The sequence below is a fragment of the Flavobacterium nackdongense genome (assembly GCF_004355225.1).
Taxonomy (GTDB): Bacteria; Bacteroidota; Bacteroidia; order Flavobacteriales; family Flavobacteriaceae; genus Flavobacterium; species Flavobacterium nackdongense.
In genome coordinates this window covers 984299-1003374 of sequence record NZ_CP037933.1, presented here as the reverse complement: position 1 = coordinate 1003374, position 19076 = coordinate 984299, and the positions used below count along the sequence as shown (strand labels likewise).

General features: G+C 35.1%; 21 protein-coding genes. 8 read left to right on the top strand and 13 right to left on the bottom strand.

Annotation, left to right across the window (positions count from 1 at the left end; translation table 11 throughout):
* Nucleotides 1-109: 109 nt before the first annotated feature.
* The 12 genes from E1750_RS03910 to E1750_RS03855 form a co-directional block, all read right to left on the bottom strand.
* The gene (locus E1750_RS03910; protein ID WP_133275513.1) at nucleotides 110-631 is read right to left on the bottom strand and encodes a GNAT family N-acetyltransferase; all 522 of its coding nucleotides are present in this window, start codon (nucleotides 629-631) and stop codon (nucleotides 110-112) included.
* A gap of 31 nt (nucleotides 632-662) precedes the next feature.
* A complete protein-coding gene (locus E1750_RS03905) occupies nucleotides 663-1856 on the bottom strand; it encodes a DUF1624 domain-containing protein (protein WP_133275512.1) in 1194 nt (397 codons plus the stop codon).
* 80 nt (nucleotides 1857-1936) lie between these two features.
* On the bottom strand, nucleotides 1937-2872 hold the full coding sequence (locus tag E1750_RS03900) for a nuclear transport factor 2 family protein (protein ID WP_133275511.1): 936 nt from the start codon (nucleotides 2870-2872) through the stop codon (nucleotides 1937-1939).
* 84 nt (nucleotides 2873-2956) lie between these two features.
* Nucleotides 2957-3406, bottom strand: coding sequence for a VOC family protein (locus tag E1750_RS03895; protein WP_133275510.1), 450 nt, complete (start codon nucleotides 3404-3406; stop codon nucleotides 2957-2959).
* A gap of 110 nt (nucleotides 3407-3516) precedes the next feature.
* The gene (locus E1750_RS03890) at nucleotides 3517-3819 is read right to left on the bottom strand and encodes an EthD family reductase (protein WP_133275509.1); all 303 of its coding nucleotides are present in this window, start codon (nucleotides 3817-3819) and stop codon (nucleotides 3517-3519) included.
* Complete coding sequence (locus E1750_RS03885; protein WP_133275508.1) at nucleotides 3816-4772, bottom strand: NAD-dependent epimerase/dehydratase family protein; 957 nt, start codon at nucleotides 4770-4772, stop codon at nucleotides 3816-3818. Before E1750_RS03885 ends, E1750_RS03890 begins: the two co-directional genes overlap by 4 nt.
* A gap of 61 nt (nucleotides 4773-4833) precedes the next feature.
* A complete protein-coding gene (locus tag E1750_RS03880) occupies nucleotides 4834-5592 on the bottom strand; it encodes a hypothetical protein (protein ID WP_133275507.1) in 759 nt (252 codons plus the stop codon).
* Between the two features lie 27 nt (nucleotides 5593-5619).
* On the bottom strand, nucleotides 5620-6357 hold the full coding sequence (locus E1750_RS03875) for a hypothetical protein (protein WP_133275506.1): 738 nt from the start codon (nucleotides 6355-6357) through the stop codon (nucleotides 5620-5622).
* 165 nt (nucleotides 6358-6522) lie between these two features.
* Nucleotides 6523-8472 carry a histidine kinase dimerization/phosphoacceptor domain -containing protein gene (locus E1750_RS03870; protein ID WP_133275505.1) on the bottom strand — a complete coding sequence of 650 codons (1950 nt, stop codon included), beginning with the start codon at nucleotides 8470-8472 and terminating at the stop codon, nucleotides 6523-6525.
* A gap of 17 nt (nucleotides 8473-8489) precedes the next feature.
* Nucleotides 8490-9233: a response regulator gene (locus E1750_RS03865; protein ID WP_133275504.1), complete on the bottom strand. Its 744-nt coding sequence runs from the start codon at nucleotides 9231-9233 to the stop codon at nucleotides 8490-8492.
* 183 nt (nucleotides 9234-9416) lie between these two features.
* A complete protein-coding gene (locus E1750_RS03860; RefSeq protein WP_133275503.1) occupies nucleotides 9417-10586 on the bottom strand; it encodes a dipeptidase in 1170 nt (389 codons plus the stop codon).
* A gap of 174 nt (nucleotides 10587-10760) precedes the next feature.
* Nucleotides 10761-11345, bottom strand: coding sequence for a hypothetical protein (locus E1750_RS03855; protein ID WP_133275502.1), 585 nt, complete (start codon nucleotides 11343-11345; stop codon nucleotides 10761-10763).
* Nucleotides 11346-11687: 342 nt separating this feature from the next.
* Here E1750_RS03855 and nadC point away from each other — a divergent pair, with 342 nt between their 5' ends.
* The 4 genes from nadC (at nucleotide 11688) to priA (ending at nucleotide 16472) form a co-directional block, all read left to right on the top strand.
* On the top strand, nucleotides 11688-12545 hold the full coding sequence (nadC, locus tag E1750_RS03850; protein ID WP_133275501.1) for a carboxylating nicotinate-nucleotide diphosphorylase: 858 nt from the start codon (nucleotides 11688-11690) through the stop codon (nucleotides 12543-12545).
* Between the two features lie 89 nt (nucleotides 12546-12634).
* Nucleotides 12635-12994, top strand: coding sequence for a four helix bundle protein (locus tag E1750_RS03845; RefSeq protein WP_133275500.1), 360 nt, complete (start codon nucleotides 12635-12637; stop codon nucleotides 12992-12994).
* A 58-nt stretch (nucleotides 12995-13052) separates the two neighbouring features.
* The gene (locus tag E1750_RS03840; RefSeq protein ID WP_133275499.1) at nucleotides 13053-14021 is read left to right on the top strand and encodes a YihY/virulence factor BrkB family protein; all 969 of its coding nucleotides are present in this window, start codon (nucleotides 13053-13055) and stop codon (nucleotides 14019-14021) included.
* Entirely contained in the window at nucleotides 14022-16472 is a 2451-nt protein-coding gene (gene priA / locus E1750_RS03835; protein ID WP_133275498.1) for a replication restart helicase PriA, read from the top strand.
* Here the strand turns inward: priA and E1750_RS03830 are convergent.
* Nucleotides 16469-17164 carry a LytR/AlgR family response regulator transcription factor gene (locus E1750_RS03830; protein ID WP_133275497.1) on the bottom strand — a complete coding sequence of 232 codons (696 nt, stop codon included), beginning with the start codon at nucleotides 17162-17164 and terminating at the stop codon, nucleotides 16469-16471. The genes priA and E1750_RS03830 overlap by 4 nt on opposite strands.
* A gap of 166 nt (nucleotides 17165-17330) precedes the next feature.
* Between E1750_RS03830 and rpsF the strand changes: the two genes are divergently transcribed.
* From rpsF to E1750_RS03810, 4 genes are all read left to right on the top strand, one after another.
* Nucleotides 17331-17672, top strand: coding sequence for a 30S ribosomal protein S6 (rpsF, locus tag E1750_RS03825; RefSeq protein WP_116761249.1), 342 nt, complete (start codon nucleotides 17331-17333; stop codon nucleotides 17670-17672).
* 5 nt (nucleotides 17673-17677) lie between these two features.
* Nucleotides 17678-17974 carry a 30S ribosomal protein S18 gene (gene rpsR, locus E1750_RS03820; protein WP_007138295.1) on the top strand — a complete coding sequence of 99 codons (297 nt, stop codon included), beginning with the start codon at nucleotides 17678-17680 and terminating at the stop codon, nucleotides 17972-17974.
* A 64-nt stretch (nucleotides 17975-18038) separates the two neighbouring features.
* A complete protein-coding gene (gene rplI / locus E1750_RS03815; protein ID WP_133275496.1) occupies nucleotides 18039-18482 on the top strand; it encodes a 50S ribosomal protein L9 in 444 nt (147 codons plus the stop codon).
* Between the two features lie 99 nt (nucleotides 18483-18581).
* The gene (locus E1750_RS03810; protein WP_133275495.1) at nucleotides 18582-19055 is read left to right on the top strand and encodes a DUF6495 family protein; all 474 of its coding nucleotides are present in this window, start codon (nucleotides 18582-18584) and stop codon (nucleotides 19053-19055) included.
* Nucleotides 19056-19076 lie beyond the last annotated feature (21 nt).

Below are 19076 nucleotides of genomic sequence, written 5' to 3'. Positions count from 1 at the left end.
GAATATTTAGCTTTGTATTGTGAAAGGGATTTCGGTTTTAAAAGTACAAATAATTAGTTATCATTTTTTTAAATTGTTTTAAATAGTGAACTGTTTGAATCATTGCTTTCTACAATTCAATCTCCATAAACAATAAATACTGTCTAAACTCTGCTGGAATTTCCACTTCGGGATATGCGGAAATGGGTTGAAAACCGAAACTTCGGTAGAGCGAATGTGCGGCTTCCATAAATTTTGGACTGTCCAACCGTACTTTTTTGTAACCGGTTTCTTTAGCTGCATTTAATAAAGCATTAAGAATAGCTCGTCCTGCGCCAATTTTTCTAAAAGAAGGATCTACATACATTCGTTTGATTTCGCCTATTTCATCATTGATACTTTTTAGACATCCTATTCCACAAGCATTTCCATCGATAAAAGCTAGGATAAGTCTCCCGTTTGGTGGCAGAAATTTAGCAATCATTTCAATATCTTTTTCGACCTGTGGCTTCGGATTATGCGGATGCACTCCATAATTTAGTTGCATATTGTCGTTACCCCAAGTGAGATAATCCGTCCATAATTTTTTGATATGTTCTAGGTCTTCTGGCAGAATGGCATCCCGAATTTCGATAGAAGAATTTGTATTCATTGGTATTTAATTTTATTATAATTTATTTGTTTTACAAATAACTCAACCACCATTTTTCTTTGTGCTTGGTTTTATAGGTATCATACCATTTGCAAAGCGGATACAAGCAAACAATGACAAAAATCCAAATTAGATAAACCCCAAGTAGTCCAAATCCTTCTCCCGGAACCACAAACTTCCACTTAAAAACACTTTCTCCTTCGGCTATTTTTTCTAAAGTATGGCCGTGAATATAAAAACTGATCGCAGCTAATATATGAATTAAATACAAATGTAAGATGTAGTAAAAAAATGCTGTTCGACCGAAAACGACCATTATTTTGGTAAATCGATTTTCTAATTTTTCTAAATGAGGCAAAACGACTAGGGCACAACCAATGGTTACACACATATACAACAGCGAAGGCGGGTATTTGTGGATATTCATAAAGGAAAAGAAAGTGTATAATCCGTTGCGTTGTGGTGACCAGGCTACAGGATCGCCATAAACGTTGATGCTCCGCAAAATCACAAATAAAACCAGTAATCCAATACCCATTTGGGTTAAAAGTTTTTTCCTTCGCAAAATGTCAAATTGGGGTGAAAAGAGTCGTCCCGTGCAATAGCCCACCATCATCAAACCAAGCCAAGGTAAGAATGGATAAGCAATAATCAAATTCCGATTATCCATAATTTCATACGAAGTCCATTTACTACTATGCAATAAATCCAGCCAAAAACCTCCTTGAAAACCAGTTGTGGCTTCGGGAAAATCTAATACATTGTGGCCAAAAACGATCACTAATCCCAAGCCTAAAATTAGTTTATAGGGTAATCGGATGAGAAAGCCGAGCAGGAACATACTCACTCCAATGGACCATATCACTCCAAGTGGAAATCGCTCGAAGGCAGGATTGAACGACCAGGCAAAAGCAACAATCACCAATTCAACAAAAATGAGCCACAAGCCGCGTTTTAGTAGAAAAGCGCTCAATTCTGGTGTTGTTTTTCGCAAACTTTGTAAATAGATGGATACTCCCGATAGAAAAACAAAGGTGGGTGCACAAAAATGGGTGATATATCTTGTAAAGTATAGCTCTGGAGTGGTTGTTTCCAGATTTAATGGGTCGTCTGTCCAAGCATAAATGTGAAAATAGTCTCTCACGTGGTCAAGTGCCATAATGACCATTACTATACCTCTTAGGATATCAATGGATTGAATTCGTTGTTGGATTGTTGTTGTCATAAATTGGGTGAATGGGTTCCTATTTTGCAAAAAAGGAGAAGCAACTTTTTAGGGTTGCTTCTCCATTACTAATTCAATTTTTATTTCAATGATGCCCCATTGTAATAAACAGTTTCTGAAGTGATTTTTCCATTAGCGTCAAAATCATCGGATAGATGAACAGGGAGTATAAATGCTTTTTTGTCTGATTTTCGAATTAAATTGTAACTCCACCAAGACATAACCACACGTGCATCGCCTAATTCATAATGTAAATAATCGGGATAGCCAACCATATCGATACTCGTTATCTCAAAGTTTTTCAAAAACTCTTGATCGGCTGCTTTCAGTTCGTCTAATGACATTGTTTTGTCGTCTTTCGAATTGATATCTCGAAAAGTGGCTTTTTGATCATAAAAGCTATAGCATTTTTCGAAATCTTTATTTTCAAAGGCATAAATCATTTTTCGAATCGTATTGATGTTTTCGTGGTGGTTGTAGATAGTTCCATTGGTTCTGTCGGCATAACTATCCTGAACTTCTGCACTTATGCTAGAATTTTGATAATTGATGATGGTTACAATTTTATTGTCTTTGTTTACAATAAAAAGACGGTGCATAGGCATATTTATTTTCACTCCCGTTTTTTTATGGACTCCTTTCAAATCTTCCCAAGTTTGCACCCAAACCATGTCTTTTTGATTTTCATCTTTATATTCTAAGGCATCAGGATAAGCTCCTTTTGAGCGTGAAATTGATAAATAATCGATGGCATCATGCCAACCTTTTACTTTTTTTGAAAAAGCGGTTTTGTCCATTCCTTTGTCGTTTGTTCTAGTGCTATTGCCATCATATTCTTTGAAATCAGCTGCCAAATAGCTCGATACTTTATCTGCATCACCACTCACAAAAGCTTTGGTCATAGCTTCAACAGTAGTAATTGCGGGATGTTCTACATAAATGGTTCCATTTGTTTTTTTCTGCGAAAATGCGATGAGGGAAATCATCACCATTACCATTGTTGTAATTTTTTTCATTGTGGATTTGTCAGAGTTTAGGGTGCTGACGCCGCACTTTTTTTGCTTACTCTTATCAGTTTTCGGCTACGCTGTTTGTTTTTTTTATTGCTTTACACTATTCACCTCTATCCAATATCCATTTGGATCTTGAAAATAAACCTGCTGAATGCCATCAGCTCTCATAGTTACTTTATTCATAACACCAAGCCAATCTGAATAGGGGATATGTTTTTTATCCAACTTTTTTATAAAGTCATCAAAGTCAGAAGTAGACAAAGCAAAGTGAACCGCTTTATTGATAACTACAGGTTCATTCAAAATAGAAATCAAATGCAATTCTTTTCCTTCTGATATAGAAAACCAGCGTATCCCTTTAATCTTAGTTTTATTGGTTATTTCTTTTAAGCCTAAAACTTCATTGTAAAAGTTGGCCGACGTATCCAAATTTTTTACAGATAAAGCCAAATGATTAAAGGCAAAAGAATACTTTTCTTGTGCTTGAACTATTCCTAAAAAGGAAAAACTGATAAGGAGGAAAGTAATTTTTTTCATAATTTATTTTAATAGATGTACCGTTTACATTGTTCTAGAGATAAATTTTGTTGTTGTAATCAAATTAACCGGTATTAAATTATTTTGACGATTCATTAATTAACATAGTATTACACAACTTCGCCCACTAAAAGAGTAACTCCTCCGGTGGCAAAATTGCTAAGATCTGCCGTAGTGGTTTGTCCTTCGGGAGAACCCATCGCTCGCTGCATGATTTCTATGTTGGAATACCAGAATTCTGCCATTCGATAGTATAATGGTTTTTCACCATCTGCACCATCTAAAAATTTGGTAAATTCTACTTTTTCGTGCCCTGTCATTTTTGAGGCCAGTGGTAAATGAATATTGGCATAATAACTTTCGAACGCTTCGCTATCCGTAGGTTGCCCATAGAGTACAGTTAATTTAATCATGATGGTTGTATTGAGTTGTTTGAATAATTATTCAGGGTTTCTTTTGCGGGTCTAAAGTGCATTCCCAAATCGGTTGTAGCTAAATCATTTTTATAAATGATGCGTGCATTTTCGAGTGGTTCTTTTTGATTCAACATCAAATGGATATCAGAGATTTTATAGGTTTCACTGCTCAATAAATAGTCTTTGCCGTGCAATCCTTTGGTGGTGGCTGCTTTAAAAACTGCCAATGCAACATCTTCTACATCGACTATGGCAAAAGGAACATCATTGTCATAAAGCGCTTGAATAAATGCGTCAGGAGCTATCTTATTTTTGATTAAAAACTGTAATCCCGTTGAGGTAGAATCTTCGCGATTGGACATGGCTTTTCCCATAACGGCAACCGGCGATACAGAACTAATTTCGAAAGATAGATTGGGATTGTCTTTGATGAATTTTTCAACCTCCTGATTGGCCAGAAATTTGGCTTGAGCATAAGGGTGACTTTCGGAGCTGGTAAATCGACGGTCATTTTCATCGAAAGTATCGGTAAAACTTTTACCTTCAGCGGGCATAGGAAAGTTGGTATTGTAGGCGGCAACCGAGGCAATAAAAATTACTTTTTCGATTCCGGGCGTCTGATGGATTAGTTTTAAAAAATTTTGGGTTCCCTTAATCGTAGGTTCGAACAATTGGGATTGTGCATCTTGGAAATTCAAAATAAAAGGGGTTCCACAATGAATTAAAATATCACAATCGAAAATAAAATCCTTTAGAATTGCTATATTCAAAACGTCTAATTCGCTGATGTGCAGATTGTCGGCATTGGATAAGGTTACTAAATGCTGAAATTTATCTTCTCTAGTGATGTCTGTGGCCGAAACTTTCACCAGAAAATCGTTGTCCAAAAACATTTTGGTGATATAGCTTCCAATGAAACCAGAGCCACCAATGATGCCTACTTTTTTCATGATTTTTGGAATATAAACCCTGTTTGCTGTTTAGTAAAAAACAAACAAACAGAGTTGGTTACTATTTTTTTGCGATATAGTTCAGATCAGGTTGGATATAACCGCTAACGGGTTCATATCGAGCAATGTTTTTGAATAAATCGTCCAATAATTTTTTACCTTCAGCTCCAATTAGAGTTTCATTTTCTGCCGATTGTTTAGCATAAGATTGCTCATCTTTCGCCGAGATGGCTACCAGAAAATATTCGTTTATAGTTCCAAAGTCGCTGTGATATACACGATAATATTCTTTAGATCCTTTTTTGGTGTAAAGTTCTTTGATGGCTTTCATTTTTTCGCCCACCATTTTGGCTGTCGATGGGGTGACATATAAATAATGGTATTTTCTGTAGTTTTGACCTTCCTGAGCTGCCAATGCTCCTTCTGGCATATAAGTTAGGCTTTCGATTCGAGTGAGTAGGTAATTACCGTGTCGGTCGTAGCATTTGTTGAAACGATCAAAAAGGGCTTGAAAATTTTCTTTTCCCATTTTGTCAGCCAAAGGAGCAAATGCATCAACATCCAGTGCTGCCATGTTGGGTATTGATTCGAAATACATGTAGGTTCCGTTATCCAATCGCATAGTGGTCCAACCAGTGTTTTGTAGATTGTGTTTTTTGCATTCGGCTACAAAATCTTTTGCAACGGCTACATAATCGGACTCCATCGATGGCTTTACATAATCAGCGTGAATCGAAAAGGTTTGATTTTGAGCTTGTAAGTTCAAGTTAGCAGTTAGCAATAGGGCTCCAAAAAGCAGTGTGGTTTTTATATTTTTCATGATTTTTTGTTTTAAAATAGTAAATGTTTATTTAGAACTCAAATCTGCTCGAAAAGAAATCAATTCACTCCAATTGCCATCGGTATATTCGCGAATATTATCATTGAAAATAGCCCATGAACCAGAACCAAATTTCTTTTCGTAAGTGCCTATAAATGATTTGCGAAATCCTGAAGCTCTTTCTTTTAGACCTTGTTTGTATCTTGTGGCGATGGCATATTGTGTTGGTCCAGAAGAGCTAGAAGAATATACCGCAACTGTATAACCATCTGCAGCCCAAACCTCTTTCAAGTTGTCGATCATACTGATTACTTTCGCACCGCAACCTGGTTTTGGATAGAGATGTTGTATTTGAACTTTATCTGAATAATCGCCAATAGCAACAGTACTTAACGAATCGATGTAAACAGAATAACCAGTTGATGATTTATCTGTTAAGAAAGGAGTTACACCTTTATGCCAATCGGTGTTGTGCGCCACACTAATATCGCCTCTACTATCTTCTGATTCCCAAGACTTAGGTCCTTCAACTATATGATATCCACCAGCATCTGGTCCTGATTGAATGTCGAATACACGCCATTTCACATCGCCCGTGTGATACTTTTGTGCATGATTTGCTAAAGCTTTTTCAAATTCTAGTACTTTGTCCACTTTTGGAAATACACGATTTGTGGAAATCACGTTTTTGGTTTGGCTCATCCCTACAAAGGGCATTAGCATTAGTAGTAGCATGCTCACGTTCAAATTGAAATAGTTTTTCATAATGTTACAGATTAAAATGTTAGTAGAATAATTTGTTAAATCAAGTCTAAATAACAGATAATCAATTGTAAAAAACTTTGCACTAGGACGAATGTGTCTAAATAATGTCCGAATAGTATTTTTTATTTATCGGGAGTGAAGTAGTTTTGGGATTCTAGTTGCCTTTTATAATTTAAAATCAAAACTGATGGTGGTTCCGTTTTGTATGACTTCCTTCATCCTGCCATTGAGCTGATTGGTCAGTAAAGCAATTAATTGTCCGCCAAAACCGGTGCCTTGAATCGCATCAGATTTTCCGATGCCATTATCGGCAACTTGCAGATGGAGCAGAGCATTATTTTGTCTGACAAGTTTGATAATAATTGTTCCTTTTTCTCCGGGTCGGAACGCGTATTTAAGAGCATTGGTCAATAATTCATTAATTATTAACCCTACTGGAATAGCAGTGTCAATTTCTAAATCGAATTTTTCTACTTGCAATTCTAAATTGATGAGTCCTTCTGTGCCAAAACCGCCGAGAATACTTTCGCTTAGGCTCATCACATATTCTTTCATATCGATAAAGCCTACATTGTCATACTGATATAATTTTCGGTGTACAATTCCTATCGAATTCACGCGATTTTGTCCATCCTTGATGGCTTCTTTGATCTTAGGGTCATCAATTTGTTCGGACTGCAATTCGAGCAAACTCGAAATTACCAGTAGATTATTTTTTACCCGATGATGTATTTCTTTGAGGAGCAACTCATTTTCTGCATTTTTTTTGTCCAGCAAATTATTTTTATTGGCCAGGTCATTATTGAGTGCAGCCAATTGTTGATTGCTTTTTTGTTTTAGTTGGTAATTTCTATAAAACCAGATAAGCAGTATGACAATGGTAAGTAAGGCGATGATATAAATTGTTTGTTGCTTTTGTTTTTGAATCAGTTTTTTTTCCTGCTGCAATAGATTTATTTGTAATTCATTTTCGCGCAAACCTCTTTCATTTTTCTCTTTTTGAAAAATAGAAGACAACAAATAATATTGCTTAAAATAGATCAACGCATTGGCCAAATCTCCCTTTAATTGATAGGCTTGACCAATGTATTGCGTCATCGATTCGGCTGCCGAAAGATTTTTCAATCGCAAATAGTCATTTCTACTCTTGACATAATAGCCGATAGCCAAATCGTATTGCTTGTTGTGTAAATATAGATCAGCCAAGAGTCCGTAGCCGTAGGCTGTGATGCTGCTGGTTTTAATTTTATAGTGCTCCAGAATGTTTAGCGCTTTGATGATGTTTTTTTTACCTTCATCATATTGCTTTTGGCTAATGGTTTTTTGCCCTGCAACTGGCGATGTAATGAGTTCTCTTCCCAAACAAACGTAGTACCAGGCTGGAACAATAGGATTTTTCGAGTACTTCAAAACGCGTTTCATTTTATCGAAATAGTAATAGACCGAGTCGCTATTTTTATCGGTATGATAACTTATTATTGATCTATAAATGCTAAAAAGCGCTGTTGGTTTTTTTGATTCGCCCCATTTTTGATAATACGAAAGACTTTTATAGAGATTTTCTAAAGATAATTTTTCTTCTTCTACCAATTGATATCGTTCATAATAAACCCCTTTATTCATTAAGATTTTCGCCACTAATTCAGGGCTTTTGAAATCTTCGGCTAGTCTAAGCGCGTTCGAAAAAAGCAGTAATGACTTTTTATGTTCGCCCAATTCAAGTTTAATCGATGCCCAATTGATTAAGAAGTCATATTCCAAAAGTTTATTTTGTTGGACCGGGATTTTTTTCAAATAGTACCATCCAATTCTGGACAAGGAATCCAATTGCGATAATGTATAATTGCAGGTTAGTACATCGGCTTTTTGTAAATAAATAGTAGCCAATTGCTCATAATGTGCTTCAGAATTGCTTTGGACTAATTTTGTAGCTTTTTCAAAATAATAGGCAGAACTATCTCGGTTGTACTGCGGGATTTTCAGAAAATATAAAGCTTTGTTTTGGTACTTTTTGCTCCATTGTAGGGACGAGTCGGATGTTGCCTCTTCCGAATAGTGCTGAGCGTAACCATTACAAATAATAGTAAGCAGAAGATAAACTAAAATTTTATTCATAAATGACCATCAATAGCTTATACTTTTTGAATATGCAGTAGTAATTTTTTCTTCAAATCGGCACTTAGGGGGATGGCTTTTTTGGCAATTACAACATGATTTGTAGCTATTTCGTCTATGTGCGAAAGGTTAACAATAAAGGATCTGTGAATGCGTAAAAGAGTATTCGACATCAGTTTTTCTTCAATATCCTTGAGCGTCATAACCAAAAGATGTTCTTTGTCTTTGCAATGAATTTTGCAATAATTTCGTTCGGCTTCGATGTATAAAATATTGCTGATGCAAACTTTTACCATTTTGTCGTGACTGCGAACAAAAATACAGTCACTTAATATAAATGGTTCTTCTGTAAGCAAGTTCAGGCTTTTGTCAGTATTTCGTTCGTCTTGAATTCGAACTAAGGTCAATTCTATAGCCCGTTGCAAATCTAATTTTTTGAAAGGTTTAGAAACAAAAGCATACGGATTTGTTTCCTTTGCCCGGTTGAAATGCGCCTCGTTCGAGTTTGCGGTCAAATAAATAATGGGAATTTTATATTCTTTCTGAATGAGATGCACCACTTCAATTCCGTCTAAATCTCCTTTTAGATTGATGTCCATCAGAATAATATCGGGGATTTGCTTCGAAATTTGCTGCAAAACTTCTTCGGCTCGAGGAACAATTCCTGTGACTTCATAGCCCAAATGAGTGAGCTGCAACGAAATATTAGCAGCGATTATCATTTCATCCTCTACGATCAAAATGGTATTGTTTTTAGTCATATAAGTTGGTTTAACTTACTAATAAAAAAAAAATAAAGCGATGAACAGTAGATAATTTGGGACAGTATTATTTGATTTTATGTAAATATAATAAAAACTATTTGATTGTAAATTAGAAGTTTAGATATTTTAATTTCGAGCTATTGTTATGAATTGATTTAGGACTTTGTATTTGTAATTTTTCTACTGTTTTTCGTTGGCTTTCAAAACTCTCAAAAAATTGCCGCCGAGTATTTTATGGATATCTTTTTCACTATATCCTTTTTCGACCAAGGCTTTTGTGATCAGGGGATAGGTAGATACATCGTCAAGTTGATCCGGGGTCGAATTGGTTCCGTCAAAATCAGAGCCCAAACCTACATAATCCACTCCAACTAATCGAATAATGTATTCTATATGCTCCATAAGCATAGCAAATGGTGCCCGAAAAGCATCCGTTTCTTTTTTGTATTTTAGGAAAAGTTCCGCCTCAATATCGTGTTCATTTTTGCCACTGCGAAGAAGTGCGTCAACTTCTTCTTGATGGTTTTCCATAAAAATAGTTTTATTTTTAAAAAAATTGGGGTCCACAAAACCAGAATAAAAATTTACCTGAATGACACCGCCATTTTTCGCAATAGCCTGAATTTGGTAGTCTTTTAAATTGCGTTGATGTGCGCATAGAGCATAGACACAACTATGGCTTGCGATAATTGGTTTAGTGCTCGTATTGATCACATCTTTAAACGTTTCTTCACCTACATGACTCACATCAACTAGCATTCCTAAGGCGTTCATTCGCTGAACTACTTGTTTGCCAAAATCCGTCAACCCCTTATGAGTTATTTCTTTATTGAAGGTTTCGTCGTAAGCACTTGTGGCCCAATCGGTAGAATTATTCCAAGTTAAAGTCATATATCGTGTGCCACGGCGGTAGAGATAATCGAGATTGTCTAAATTATTTTCAATCATGTGCCCACCTTCGACCCCAATCATTGCTGCCAATTTATTTTGGCGCACTGCTTTAAGTAACTCTTTACTATTGGCTACTTTCGCAATTTGATTTGGATTGCGTTGCACCACTTCGTCCAAGGAATCAATTTGTTTTTTGGCAAAAGCAAAAGGATTTTCTTGCGTACCATCACAAAAAACAGAAAATAATTGCACATCAAGTCCGCCTTCTTTCCAACGTGCCAAATCGCTTTGGGCTAGTCCTTTTAGGTTGTTGTCAAATACATAGCCTTTATCTGCGGTTAACATCAGAATATCATTGTGTGTATCGACCACAATAGCTTTTTCGTGAATTTTTTGATACGATTGCGACATCATTTGCTGACTAATTAAAAGGCTGATAAGTAGAATTTTGATTTTCATATTCATTTGAAGTTGAGTAAGAGGTACTTTCAATAGTCAAATGTAATGAAAAGCGCTTAAAAAGCAAGTTTTGTCTATTTTTGGGAAATGAATTTGTAAATGTTATGGTTTGTATTTAAGTGGAGTTCTATTGCTGGTGTTTTTATATAGGTAAAATCTTACATTTAGTAGTAGTTATTTTATAAATTTTTCGTTTATTTCGTCTACCACAACATTGAATTCATTTTCTGTAATAATATTTTCAGATTTTAACCATTTAATTTTATCTAATTCTGATTGTTTTTCATTTTCATAATCAATTTTAAAATAGTTATCTCTGTAATATTTTTTTCTGCGTTTAAATATTTCGTCAATAAACTCTTCTGCTTTTTCAATAGTCGGTTTATCATAAAGAATTCTAGTTATTTTACCATCTTCAAGTCCAACAGAATAATATTTCATTTTTGTTAGATGATAATAAATATAAGTTCCAACTCCGATAGCTAATGAAAGTGATATTACTATCAATGTTGTTTGTAAATCTGTTTTTGCAGTTAAAAAACCTCTTATTAAAGTTAATAGCGCAATTATTAACCCATATTTTAAAACATTCGTTTTTCTTTTTGTATGAATTCGAACATTTTCTCTTGGAGAAATATTATCAAAGTTTATGAAAAATGAAAAATCTCCATCTTTGTCAGTAAACTCAATTTCTAGACCTTTTTCTTTGAAAGTATATTTCTTTTTTAGTCCAAATGTTTTTTGAGTAAAAGAATTCATATTTTATTATAAAATGTTGTTATTTAGTATTTTGCGTTATAATTACTGCTAACTTGTATTAAATATATCACATCCAACGTATCCACCCAAAATAGGTTTGCTTTGTCTGACAAATGTTGCCTTTATATTAGTTATCAAATATATGTAAAATTTACTACAAACCATCGTTGCGATTTTTATTTTTCATACTAATTTGTGCTTTATCGATTTTGCAGATTTCCGCAACATAATGCAAGAAGACAAGTAAAAAACAATACTATAATTTTCTGAATTTCCAAATCCTCAAATTTTCTATTCACCAAATAAAATCATACTTTAGCATTCTGTAAATTTTATAGTAAAATGATTAGCGAAAAACAATTCAACAACGAATTACAACTTATTATTCACAACGCCATTCGTGAGGATGTAGGCGATGGCGATCACAGTTCTTTGGCTTGTATTCCGGCTTCCGCGACAGGAAAAGCAAAACTTATAGTCAAAGAAGATGGTATTATTGCTGGCGTGGCTTTCGCCAAAATGATTTTCGAATATGTCGATAGCAATCTCAAAGTAGAAACCTTCATCACCGATGGAACTCCTGTAAAAAAAGGCGATGTTGTGTTTCATGTTTCGGGAAGTTCTCAAGCGATCCTAAAATCCGAAAGACTCGTACTCAATTCGATGCAACGAATGAGTGCCATTGCTACAAAAACCAAAAGCTATGTCGATTTGCTGGAAGGAACAAAAACACAAATTTTGGATACGCGCAAAACCACACCTGGTTTCCGTGCTTGCGAAAAATGGGCAGTGAAGATTGGCGGAGGCGAAAACCACCGTTTTGCCTTGTATGATATGATTATGCTCAAGGACAACCACATCGATTTTGCAGGCGGAATAACCTTGGCAATCAACAAAACCAAAGCCTATCTCAAAGAAAATAATCTCGATTTGAAAATTATTGTCGAGGCTCGTGACCTTGACGAAATCAAGGAAATTCTTGAAAGTGAAGGCATCTACAGAATCTTAATCGACAATCTCAATTTTGAAGATACTAAAAAAGCAGTAGCCCTAATCGGTGATCAATGCCAAACAGAATCCTCCGGAAATATCAACGAAAATACCATTCGCAGTTATGCTGAATGCGGTGTTGACTTTATTTCGTCAGGTGCATTGACGCATTCCATTTATAACATGGATTTGAGCTTAAAGGCTTTTTAAATTGAGATAGCAGGTGGCAGATTTCAGTTGACAGGCAGACCGCAGTTTACAGACGCAAGATAATTAGATCAATTTTTTAATTAAAAAGTATGAGATTTCAAGATTTATTAGCCTACAAGAAATCATTTGAATTGGCAATGGATATTTTTTCTATTTCAATACATTTTCCACCTGAAGAAAAATATTCGTTAACGGATCAGATTAGACGTTCCTCTAGAAGTGTCTCTGCTAATATTGCGGAAGCAACTAGGAAAAGAAGATATGAGAAGCATTTTATTTCAAAATTAACGGATAGTGATGCAGAAAATTCTGAAACTCAGGTTTGGCTTGAATATTCGCATGCTTGTAATTACATTGATACTATTAAGTTTGAAAATTTAACTTCAAAAAGTCTTGAAGTTGGAAAGTTATTAAACTATATGATGAATAATCCAGATAAATTTTTATAAATGTTTCAACTGCAATCTGAAATCTGAAATCTGCAACCTTAAATCTGTAATCTAAACAATGAGCAAAGAAATTGAAGCAAGCATAGAAAAGATACCAGTGCTACGTAATTTAATTCGTCCCCTAAAACGGATTAAGTTGCACAGTATGGAGGGGTTGCCTTTGTATGATTTGTTAGAGTTGTATGTTATTGGTATTATCGATGGCGGTTTAAGCTATCACGCTAGTTCCATTGCATTTAGCTTTTTTATGGCTTTATTTCCTTTTGCGTTGTTTATACTCAATCTTATTCCTTTCATCCCTATTGAAGGATTTCAACTCGATTTCCTTCGATTTGTCAAGGAAGGAGTGCCGCCAAATACCTATGATGCGATTTATAAAATCATCAGCGATATTTTGAATAATAGTGATTCAGGATTGTTGTCAACAGGATTTATATTGTCCATATTTTTGATGGCAAATGGATTGAATGGTATTTTGGGTGGATTTGAATCTTCAAAACATGTTCTTGTAAAAAGGAAATTTTGGCATCAGTATTTAGTCGCCTTAGGAATGTCTTTGATATTGTCCTTTTTGTTATTGGCAACAATCGCCATTATTGTTGTTTTTGAAGTTGCAATCCAACATTCCATTATCCAAGATGTAGTTAGCGACCGAATTCCGCTCATAATTTTAGGGCGGTATGCTTTTATTATTCTAATGATATTGCTGATTACTTCCATACTTTTCAAATTCGGAACTACTCACGATCAAAAAAGAGTTTTTATTTCGGTAGGTTCTGTTTTTACAACTCTTTTGATAATAATAGATTCTTATGTATTTGGGATTTGGGTTATAAAATTTTCAAAATACAATGAACTCTACGGTTCTATCGGAACCTTATTGATTATGATGTTTTATATTTGGATCAACTGTATGATTCTACTGCTGGGCTTCGAATTGAATGCCTCTATAAATAAATTGAAACGGCAGCATGCGAAGAAAAAACTACATCAAAAAGCTGCGGATGACGCTAATAACCCAATATAAATGCATTTCGTAGAAGTAATTTTACCGCTTTCTCTCGCCAAAACGTTTACTTACAGCGTGTCTGAAGCGGAGCATAATTATATTCAAAAAGGAATGAGGGTAGCTGTGCCTTTCGGCAAAAGTAAAATCTACACCGCACTGGTTATTGAAATTCACGAAAACAAACCTAGTTTATATGAAGCCAGGGAAATCCATCAAATTCTCGACGAAAAACCCATAGTCAACGAAATTCAAATCGCTCATTGGCAGTGGATTGCTTCTTATTATATGTGCGCTATTGGTGATGTGTATCGCGGTGCCATGCCATCGGCACTTTTGCTGGAAAGCGAAACGATTATTTCTCAAAAACAAGACGGTTTTGTAGATGAAAGCTTGCTTTCGGATGATGAATTCCTTATTTATCAAGCCTTACAGCAACAAAGTTCTTTGAAAGTTCAGGATATTGTGAATATTTTGAACAAGAAGAATATTTTTCCCGTGATCCAAAAATTGATGGACAAAAATATTCTCGTTCTTCAGGAAGAAATGTTGGAAACTTATACTCCAAAACTCATTCGATACGTAAAATTGCATGCCAAATATGAAACGAATGAAGGCTTGGGTGAATTATTGGAAGTGCTTAAAAATGCCAATAAACAAAAGGAAATTGTCCTGAGTTATTTTCAATTGAGTGCTTCAGAGAAAAAGCCAATTACCGTAAAAAAGTTAATTGAATCGGCAAAATCCACATCGACAATAGTTAAAGCATTAATCGACAAAGAAATTTTCGAAGAATATTACATACAAACGGATCGTGTTCACTTTTCTGGGAAAACCAAGGAAGAACAACTGCAATTAAGCTCGGCACAACAATCGACTTTGGAGGAAATCAAACAAAGTTTTGTTCAAAAAGACGTCTGTCTTTTGCACGGAGTAACCTCGAGCGGAAAAACCGAAATCTATATTAAACTCATTGAACAATATATTAAGGAAGAAAAACAAATCCTGTATTTACTTCCCGAAATTGCGCTAACCACCCAATTAGTGGGACGATTGCGCGATTATTTTGGGAATAAAGTGGCCGTTTTTCATTCAAAGTACAGCAATAACGAAAGGGTAGAAGTCTGGAAACAAGTTTTGGAACAATCACCAAAAGCCCAAATTGTAATAGGTGCAAGATCGGCTTTGTTTTTGCCTTTTTCCAATTTAGGATTGGTAGTTGTCGATGAGGAACACGAACAAACCTTCAAGCAAGTAGATCCTTCACCACGCTATCACGCTCGTGATGCTTCAATTGTTTTGGCAAATATTCATCAAGCTAAAGTGGTTTTGGGTTCGGCTACGCCAAGTATTGAAACCTATTTTAATGCGCAATCTGGCAAATACGGTTTGGTCGAAATTACTAAAAGATACGGCAATGTCAAGATGCCCGAAATCGAATTGGTGGACTTGAAAGACAAATATTTCCGAAAGAAAATGTCGGGACATTTTAGCGATACATTGATTGAAGAAATCGCAAATGCGTTGTCTTTGGGCGAACAAGTTATTTTATTTCAAAATCGCAGAGGATATTCGCCCATCATCGAATGTTTGACTTGCGGCCACGTGCCGCAATGTCCGCAATGCGATGTGAGTTTGACCTTTCACAAACACAAGAATCAGTTGCGATGTCATTATTGTGGCTATTCGATGGCAAAACCAACGAATTGTCACGCATGTACCAGCGTTCATCTGACCACCAAAGGGTTTGGAACGGAGCAGATCCAACAGGAATTAATAGAATTATTTCCAAATGCCAAAATTGGTCGAATGGATCAGGACACCACTCGCGGGAAATTTGGTTTCGAAAAAATCATTGATAGTTTCAAGAATCGAGAAGTCGAAATTCTAGTAGGAACTCAGATGCTGGCTAAAGGTTTGGATTTTGATAATGTGAGTTTAGTGGGTATTATGAATGCCGATAATATGCTGTATCATCCCGATTTTAGAGCTTTCGAACGAAGTTACCAAATGATGACGCAAGTTTCGGGTCGGTCCGGACGTTCTGAAAAACAAGGAAAAGTAATTATTCAAACCTATAATCCAGAACATAACACGATTCAACAGGTGGTTCACAATAATTATATAGGTATGTATAAGGAGCAATTGTATGAAAGGCAAATCTATAAATATCCTCCTTATTTTAAACTGATAAAGCTAACCTTGAAGCACCGAGACTTCGACAAACTCAAAGAAGGTTCGATGTGGTTGTATCAAGTGATGCAACAAAATTTCACTATTCCGGTACTAGGCCCGGAAGAACCACCAATTTCTCGAATTCGAAATGAATACATTCGAACTATAATGGTGAAAATCCCGACCAACCAATCTTTGCAAGGCACAAAAAAAACTATCCAGAAAATACTGAATAGTTTTGATCTTGTTTCACAGTACAGAGCGATAAAGGTATCTGTGAATGTGGATTTTTATTAGTTGATCGCCAAAGCTTTCACTAAATCTTCTTTTTTATGTCTGCTTAACGGAATTTTGGTAACTCCAATTTCGGCAAATCGACTGTTGAAGCGCTCTACTTTATCAATGTTGATAATGTACGATTTGTGCACTCTGACGAATTTGTCTTTCGATAAATCTTTTTCGAATGATTTCATGGTCGAAAGTACCAAATTACTATCGTCTTCGGTAACTACCTTTACATAGTCACCAAAAGCTTCAATCCATTTAATTCTTGCAGTAAAGATTTTTAATTTTTTGAGATTGCTTTTAATAAAAATGTGCTCACCATCTTCTTCGTGAGTTTCAGATTTAAGTAAATGCAAATCCATGGCTCTTTTTACGGATGCATTAAATCGATCTACAGCTATAGGTTTTTGTAGATAATCGGTTGCATCATAATCAAATGCCTTCATAGCATATTCAGCCTTTGAAGTGATAAAAATAATTTGGGGTTTTGTTTTTAAACCATCCAAAAAATCGAAACCACTAATAACTGGCATTTCAATGTCTAAAAAGATGAGATCCACATTGTGGATGGTCATACAACCTTTTGCTTCAATTGCGTTAGAAAAATCACCAATTAAATGTAGATTTGGATGATTATTTACTAACTTTGTGATGATCATTCTTTGAATGGAACTATCATCTACTACGACACAGTTTAGTTTCATAATTGTCTATTATTTTAGATTCGGGATAGTAAAAGTAATACAATAGTTTTAATAAACCTAATTTTATCGGCTTTTTTTACCTTATGACGATAAAAAATTGTTTTTTATTGTTTATTCGAAAAAAAAGATTACTTTTGCAGCCAATTTAACAAATACATACATATTTATGAATCATTATGAAACTGTTTTCATTTTAAATCCCGTTTTATCTGAAGTTCAGGTAAAGGAAACAGTAAGCAAATTTGAAGATTTTCTTACAAGTAGAGGAGCTGAAATGGTATCGAAAGAGGATTGGGGTCTTAAAAAAATGGCCTACGAAATCCAAAACAAAAAAAGTGGCTTCTACCACTTATTTGAATTCAAAGTAGCAGGAGAAGTCCTAATTGCTTTTGAAACTGAATTTAGACGTGACGAAAGAGTGATGCGTTTTTTAACGGTAAGTCTTGACAAACACGCTATCTCTTGGGCTGAAAGAAGAAGAGCCAAACTTAAATCTACAAAAGCTTAATCATTATGGCAACATTACAACAATCTGCTTCAGGAAAAAAAGACGGAGATATCAGATATCTTACTCCTTTAAACATAGAAACAAACAAAACTAAAAAGTATTGTCGTTTCAAAAAATCAGGTATCAAATATATCGATTATAAAGATGCTGATTTCTTATTGAAATTCGTTAATGAGCAAGGAAAAATTCTTCCTCGTCGTTTGACAGGAACTTCATTGAAATACCAAAGAAAAGTGTCAGTAGCTGTAAAAAGAGCACGTCACTTAGCTTTAATGCCATACGTGGCCGATTTACTTAAATAATACTAAACTCAGTTGTTGGTTTTCATTAGCCTGAAACCTAACTTCTATAAATAAGGACAACAACATGGAATTGATTTTAAAAAAAGACGTTCAAAACTTAGGTTTTAAAGACGATGTGGTAAATGTAAAAAATGGTTACGGTCGTAACTTTTTAATTCCACAAGGTTTTGCACAATTGGCTACACCTTCTGCAAAGAAAGTTTTGGCTGAAAACTTAAAACAAAGAGCGCACAAAGAAGAGAAAATGGTGAATGATGCTAAAGCTTTGGCTGAAACATTGAAAGCCCTTGAAATTAAATTGTACGCAAAAGCGGGTGGTGAGAAACTTTTTGGTTCTATCACTAATATTGATATCGCTGAAGCTTTGGAAAAAGCAGGGCATTCAATCGACAGAAAATTTATTACAAGCGGTATCGTAAAACGTACTGGAAAATATGCTGCTAGCATCAGATTACACAGAGATGTAGTAGTAGAATTAGCCTACGAAATTATTGCTGAAAAAGCGTAATTCTAAAAGCATTTTAGAAATCCCAACTCTTAGGAGATTGGGATTTTTTTTTGATTTTTTTTAACTTCCAACTTCCAACTTCCAATTTCTCAACTTTCTATGAAATACGCAAGACTTACCAAAGAACAATTCGAAGAATTACACCAAGAATTTATTAATTTTCTCGCAGCCCAAAGCATAGACAAAGCGGAATGGGATCAATTGAAAGCTGAAAAACCAGCAGTCGCCGAGCAAGAATTGGATGTTTTCTCGGATTTGGTTTGGGAAGGTGTGCTTGGAAGAGCTGAATATTTAGAGCATTTTTCTAAAAATCATATTTTCCTTTTTCAGTGTTTTGAAACCCATGTACAATCCATAGTGATGAAATCATTAGTGCCTGAAATCAATTTTTTAACTAAAGAAGGTTTGCAATGGTTTAGTGACAATATGTTTACCGATACCATCGAAATCAAAACAGGTAAAAAAGTTTTTACACAAGAACGCAACAGTTCGATTTTCGATTTGATTCAACAAGGAGCTATTTTGAGTGATGGGCATCTCTATCAACAAATTATTTCGATTATTGAATCCTAATTGTATCGTTTTTTCTATTAA

What these genes read in the sequence shown, in the direction of transcription:
- E1750_RS03910 (WP_133275513.1), bottom strand. Translation starts at nt 631, where the DNA reads ATGAATACAAATTCTTCTATCGAAATTCGGGATGCCATTCTGCCAGAA.
- E1750_RS03905 (WP_133275512.1), bottom strand. Translation starts at nt 1,856, where the DNA reads ATGACAACAACAATCCAACAACGAATTCAATCCATTGATATCCTAAGA.
- E1750_RS03900 (WP_133275511.1), bottom strand. Translation starts at nt 2,872, where the DNA reads ATGAAAAAAATTACAACAATGGTAATGGTGATGATTTCCCTCATCGCA.
- E1750_RS03895 (WP_133275510.1), bottom strand. Translation starts at nt 3,406, where the DNA reads ATGAAAAAAATTACTTTCCTCCTTATCAGTTTTTCCTTTTTAGGAATA.
- E1750_RS03890 (WP_133275509.1), bottom strand. Translation starts at nt 3,819, where the DNA reads ATGATTAAATTAACTGTACTCTATGGGCAACCTACGGATAGCGAAGCG.
- E1750_RS03885 (WP_133275508.1), bottom strand. Translation starts at nt 4,772, where the DNA reads ATGAAAAAAGTAGGCATCATTGGTGGCTCTGGTTTCATTGGAAGCTAT.
- E1750_RS03880 (WP_133275507.1), bottom strand. Translation starts at nt 5,592, where the DNA reads ATGAAAAATATAAAAACCACACTGCTTTTTGGAGCCCTATTGCTAACT.
- E1750_RS03875 (WP_133275506.1), bottom strand. Translation starts at nt 6,357, where the DNA reads ATGAAAAACTATTTCAATTTGAACGTGAGCATGCTACTACTAATGCTA.
- E1750_RS03870 (WP_133275505.1), bottom strand. Translation starts at nt 8,472, where the DNA reads ATGAATAAAATTTTAGTTTATCTTCTGCTTACTATTATTTGTAATGGT.
- E1750_RS03865 (WP_133275504.1), bottom strand. Translation starts at nt 9,233, where the DNA reads ATGACTAAAAACAATACCATTTTGATCGTAGAGGATGAAATGATAATC.
- E1750_RS03860 (WP_133275503.1), bottom strand. Translation starts at nt 10,586, where the DNA reads ATGAAAATCAAAATTCTACTTATCAGCCTTTTAATTAGTCAGCAAATG.
- E1750_RS03855 (WP_133275502.1), bottom strand. Translation starts at nt 11,345, where the DNA reads ATGAATTCTTTTACTCAAAAAACATTTGGACTAAAAAAGAAATATACT.
- nadC (WP_133275501.1), top strand. Translation starts at nt 11,688, where the DNA reads ATGATTAGCGAAAAACAATTCAACAACGAATTACAACTTATTATTCAC.
- E1750_RS03845 (WP_133275500.1), top strand. Translation starts at nt 12,635, where the DNA reads ATGAGATTTCAAGATTTATTAGCCTACAAGAAATCATTTGAATTGGCA.
- E1750_RS03840 (WP_133275499.1), top strand. Translation starts at nt 13,053, where the DNA reads ATGAGCAAAGAAATTGAAGCAAGCATAGAAAAGATACCAGTGCTACGT.
- priA (WP_133275498.1), top strand. Translation starts at nt 14,022, where the DNA reads ATGCATTTCGTAGAAGTAATTTTACCGCTTTCTCTCGCCAAAACGTTT.
- E1750_RS03830 (WP_133275497.1), bottom strand. Translation starts at nt 17,164, where the DNA reads ATGAAACTAAACTGTGTCGTAGTAGATGATAGTTCCATTCAAAGAATG.
- rpsF (WP_116761249.1), top strand. Translation starts at nt 17,331, where the DNA reads ATGAATCATTATGAAACTGTTTTCATTTTAAATCCCGTTTTATCTGAA.
- rpsR (WP_007138295.1), top strand. Translation starts at nt 17,678, where the DNA reads ATGGCAACATTACAACAATCTGCTTCAGGAAAAAAAGACGGAGATATC.
- rplI (WP_133275496.1), top strand. Translation starts at nt 18,039, where the DNA reads ATGGAATTGATTTTAAAAAAAGACGTTCAAAACTTAGGTTTTAAAGAC.
- E1750_RS03810 (WP_133275495.1), top strand. Translation starts at nt 18,582, where the DNA reads ATGAAATACGCAAGACTTACCAAAGAACAATTCGAAGAATTACACCAA.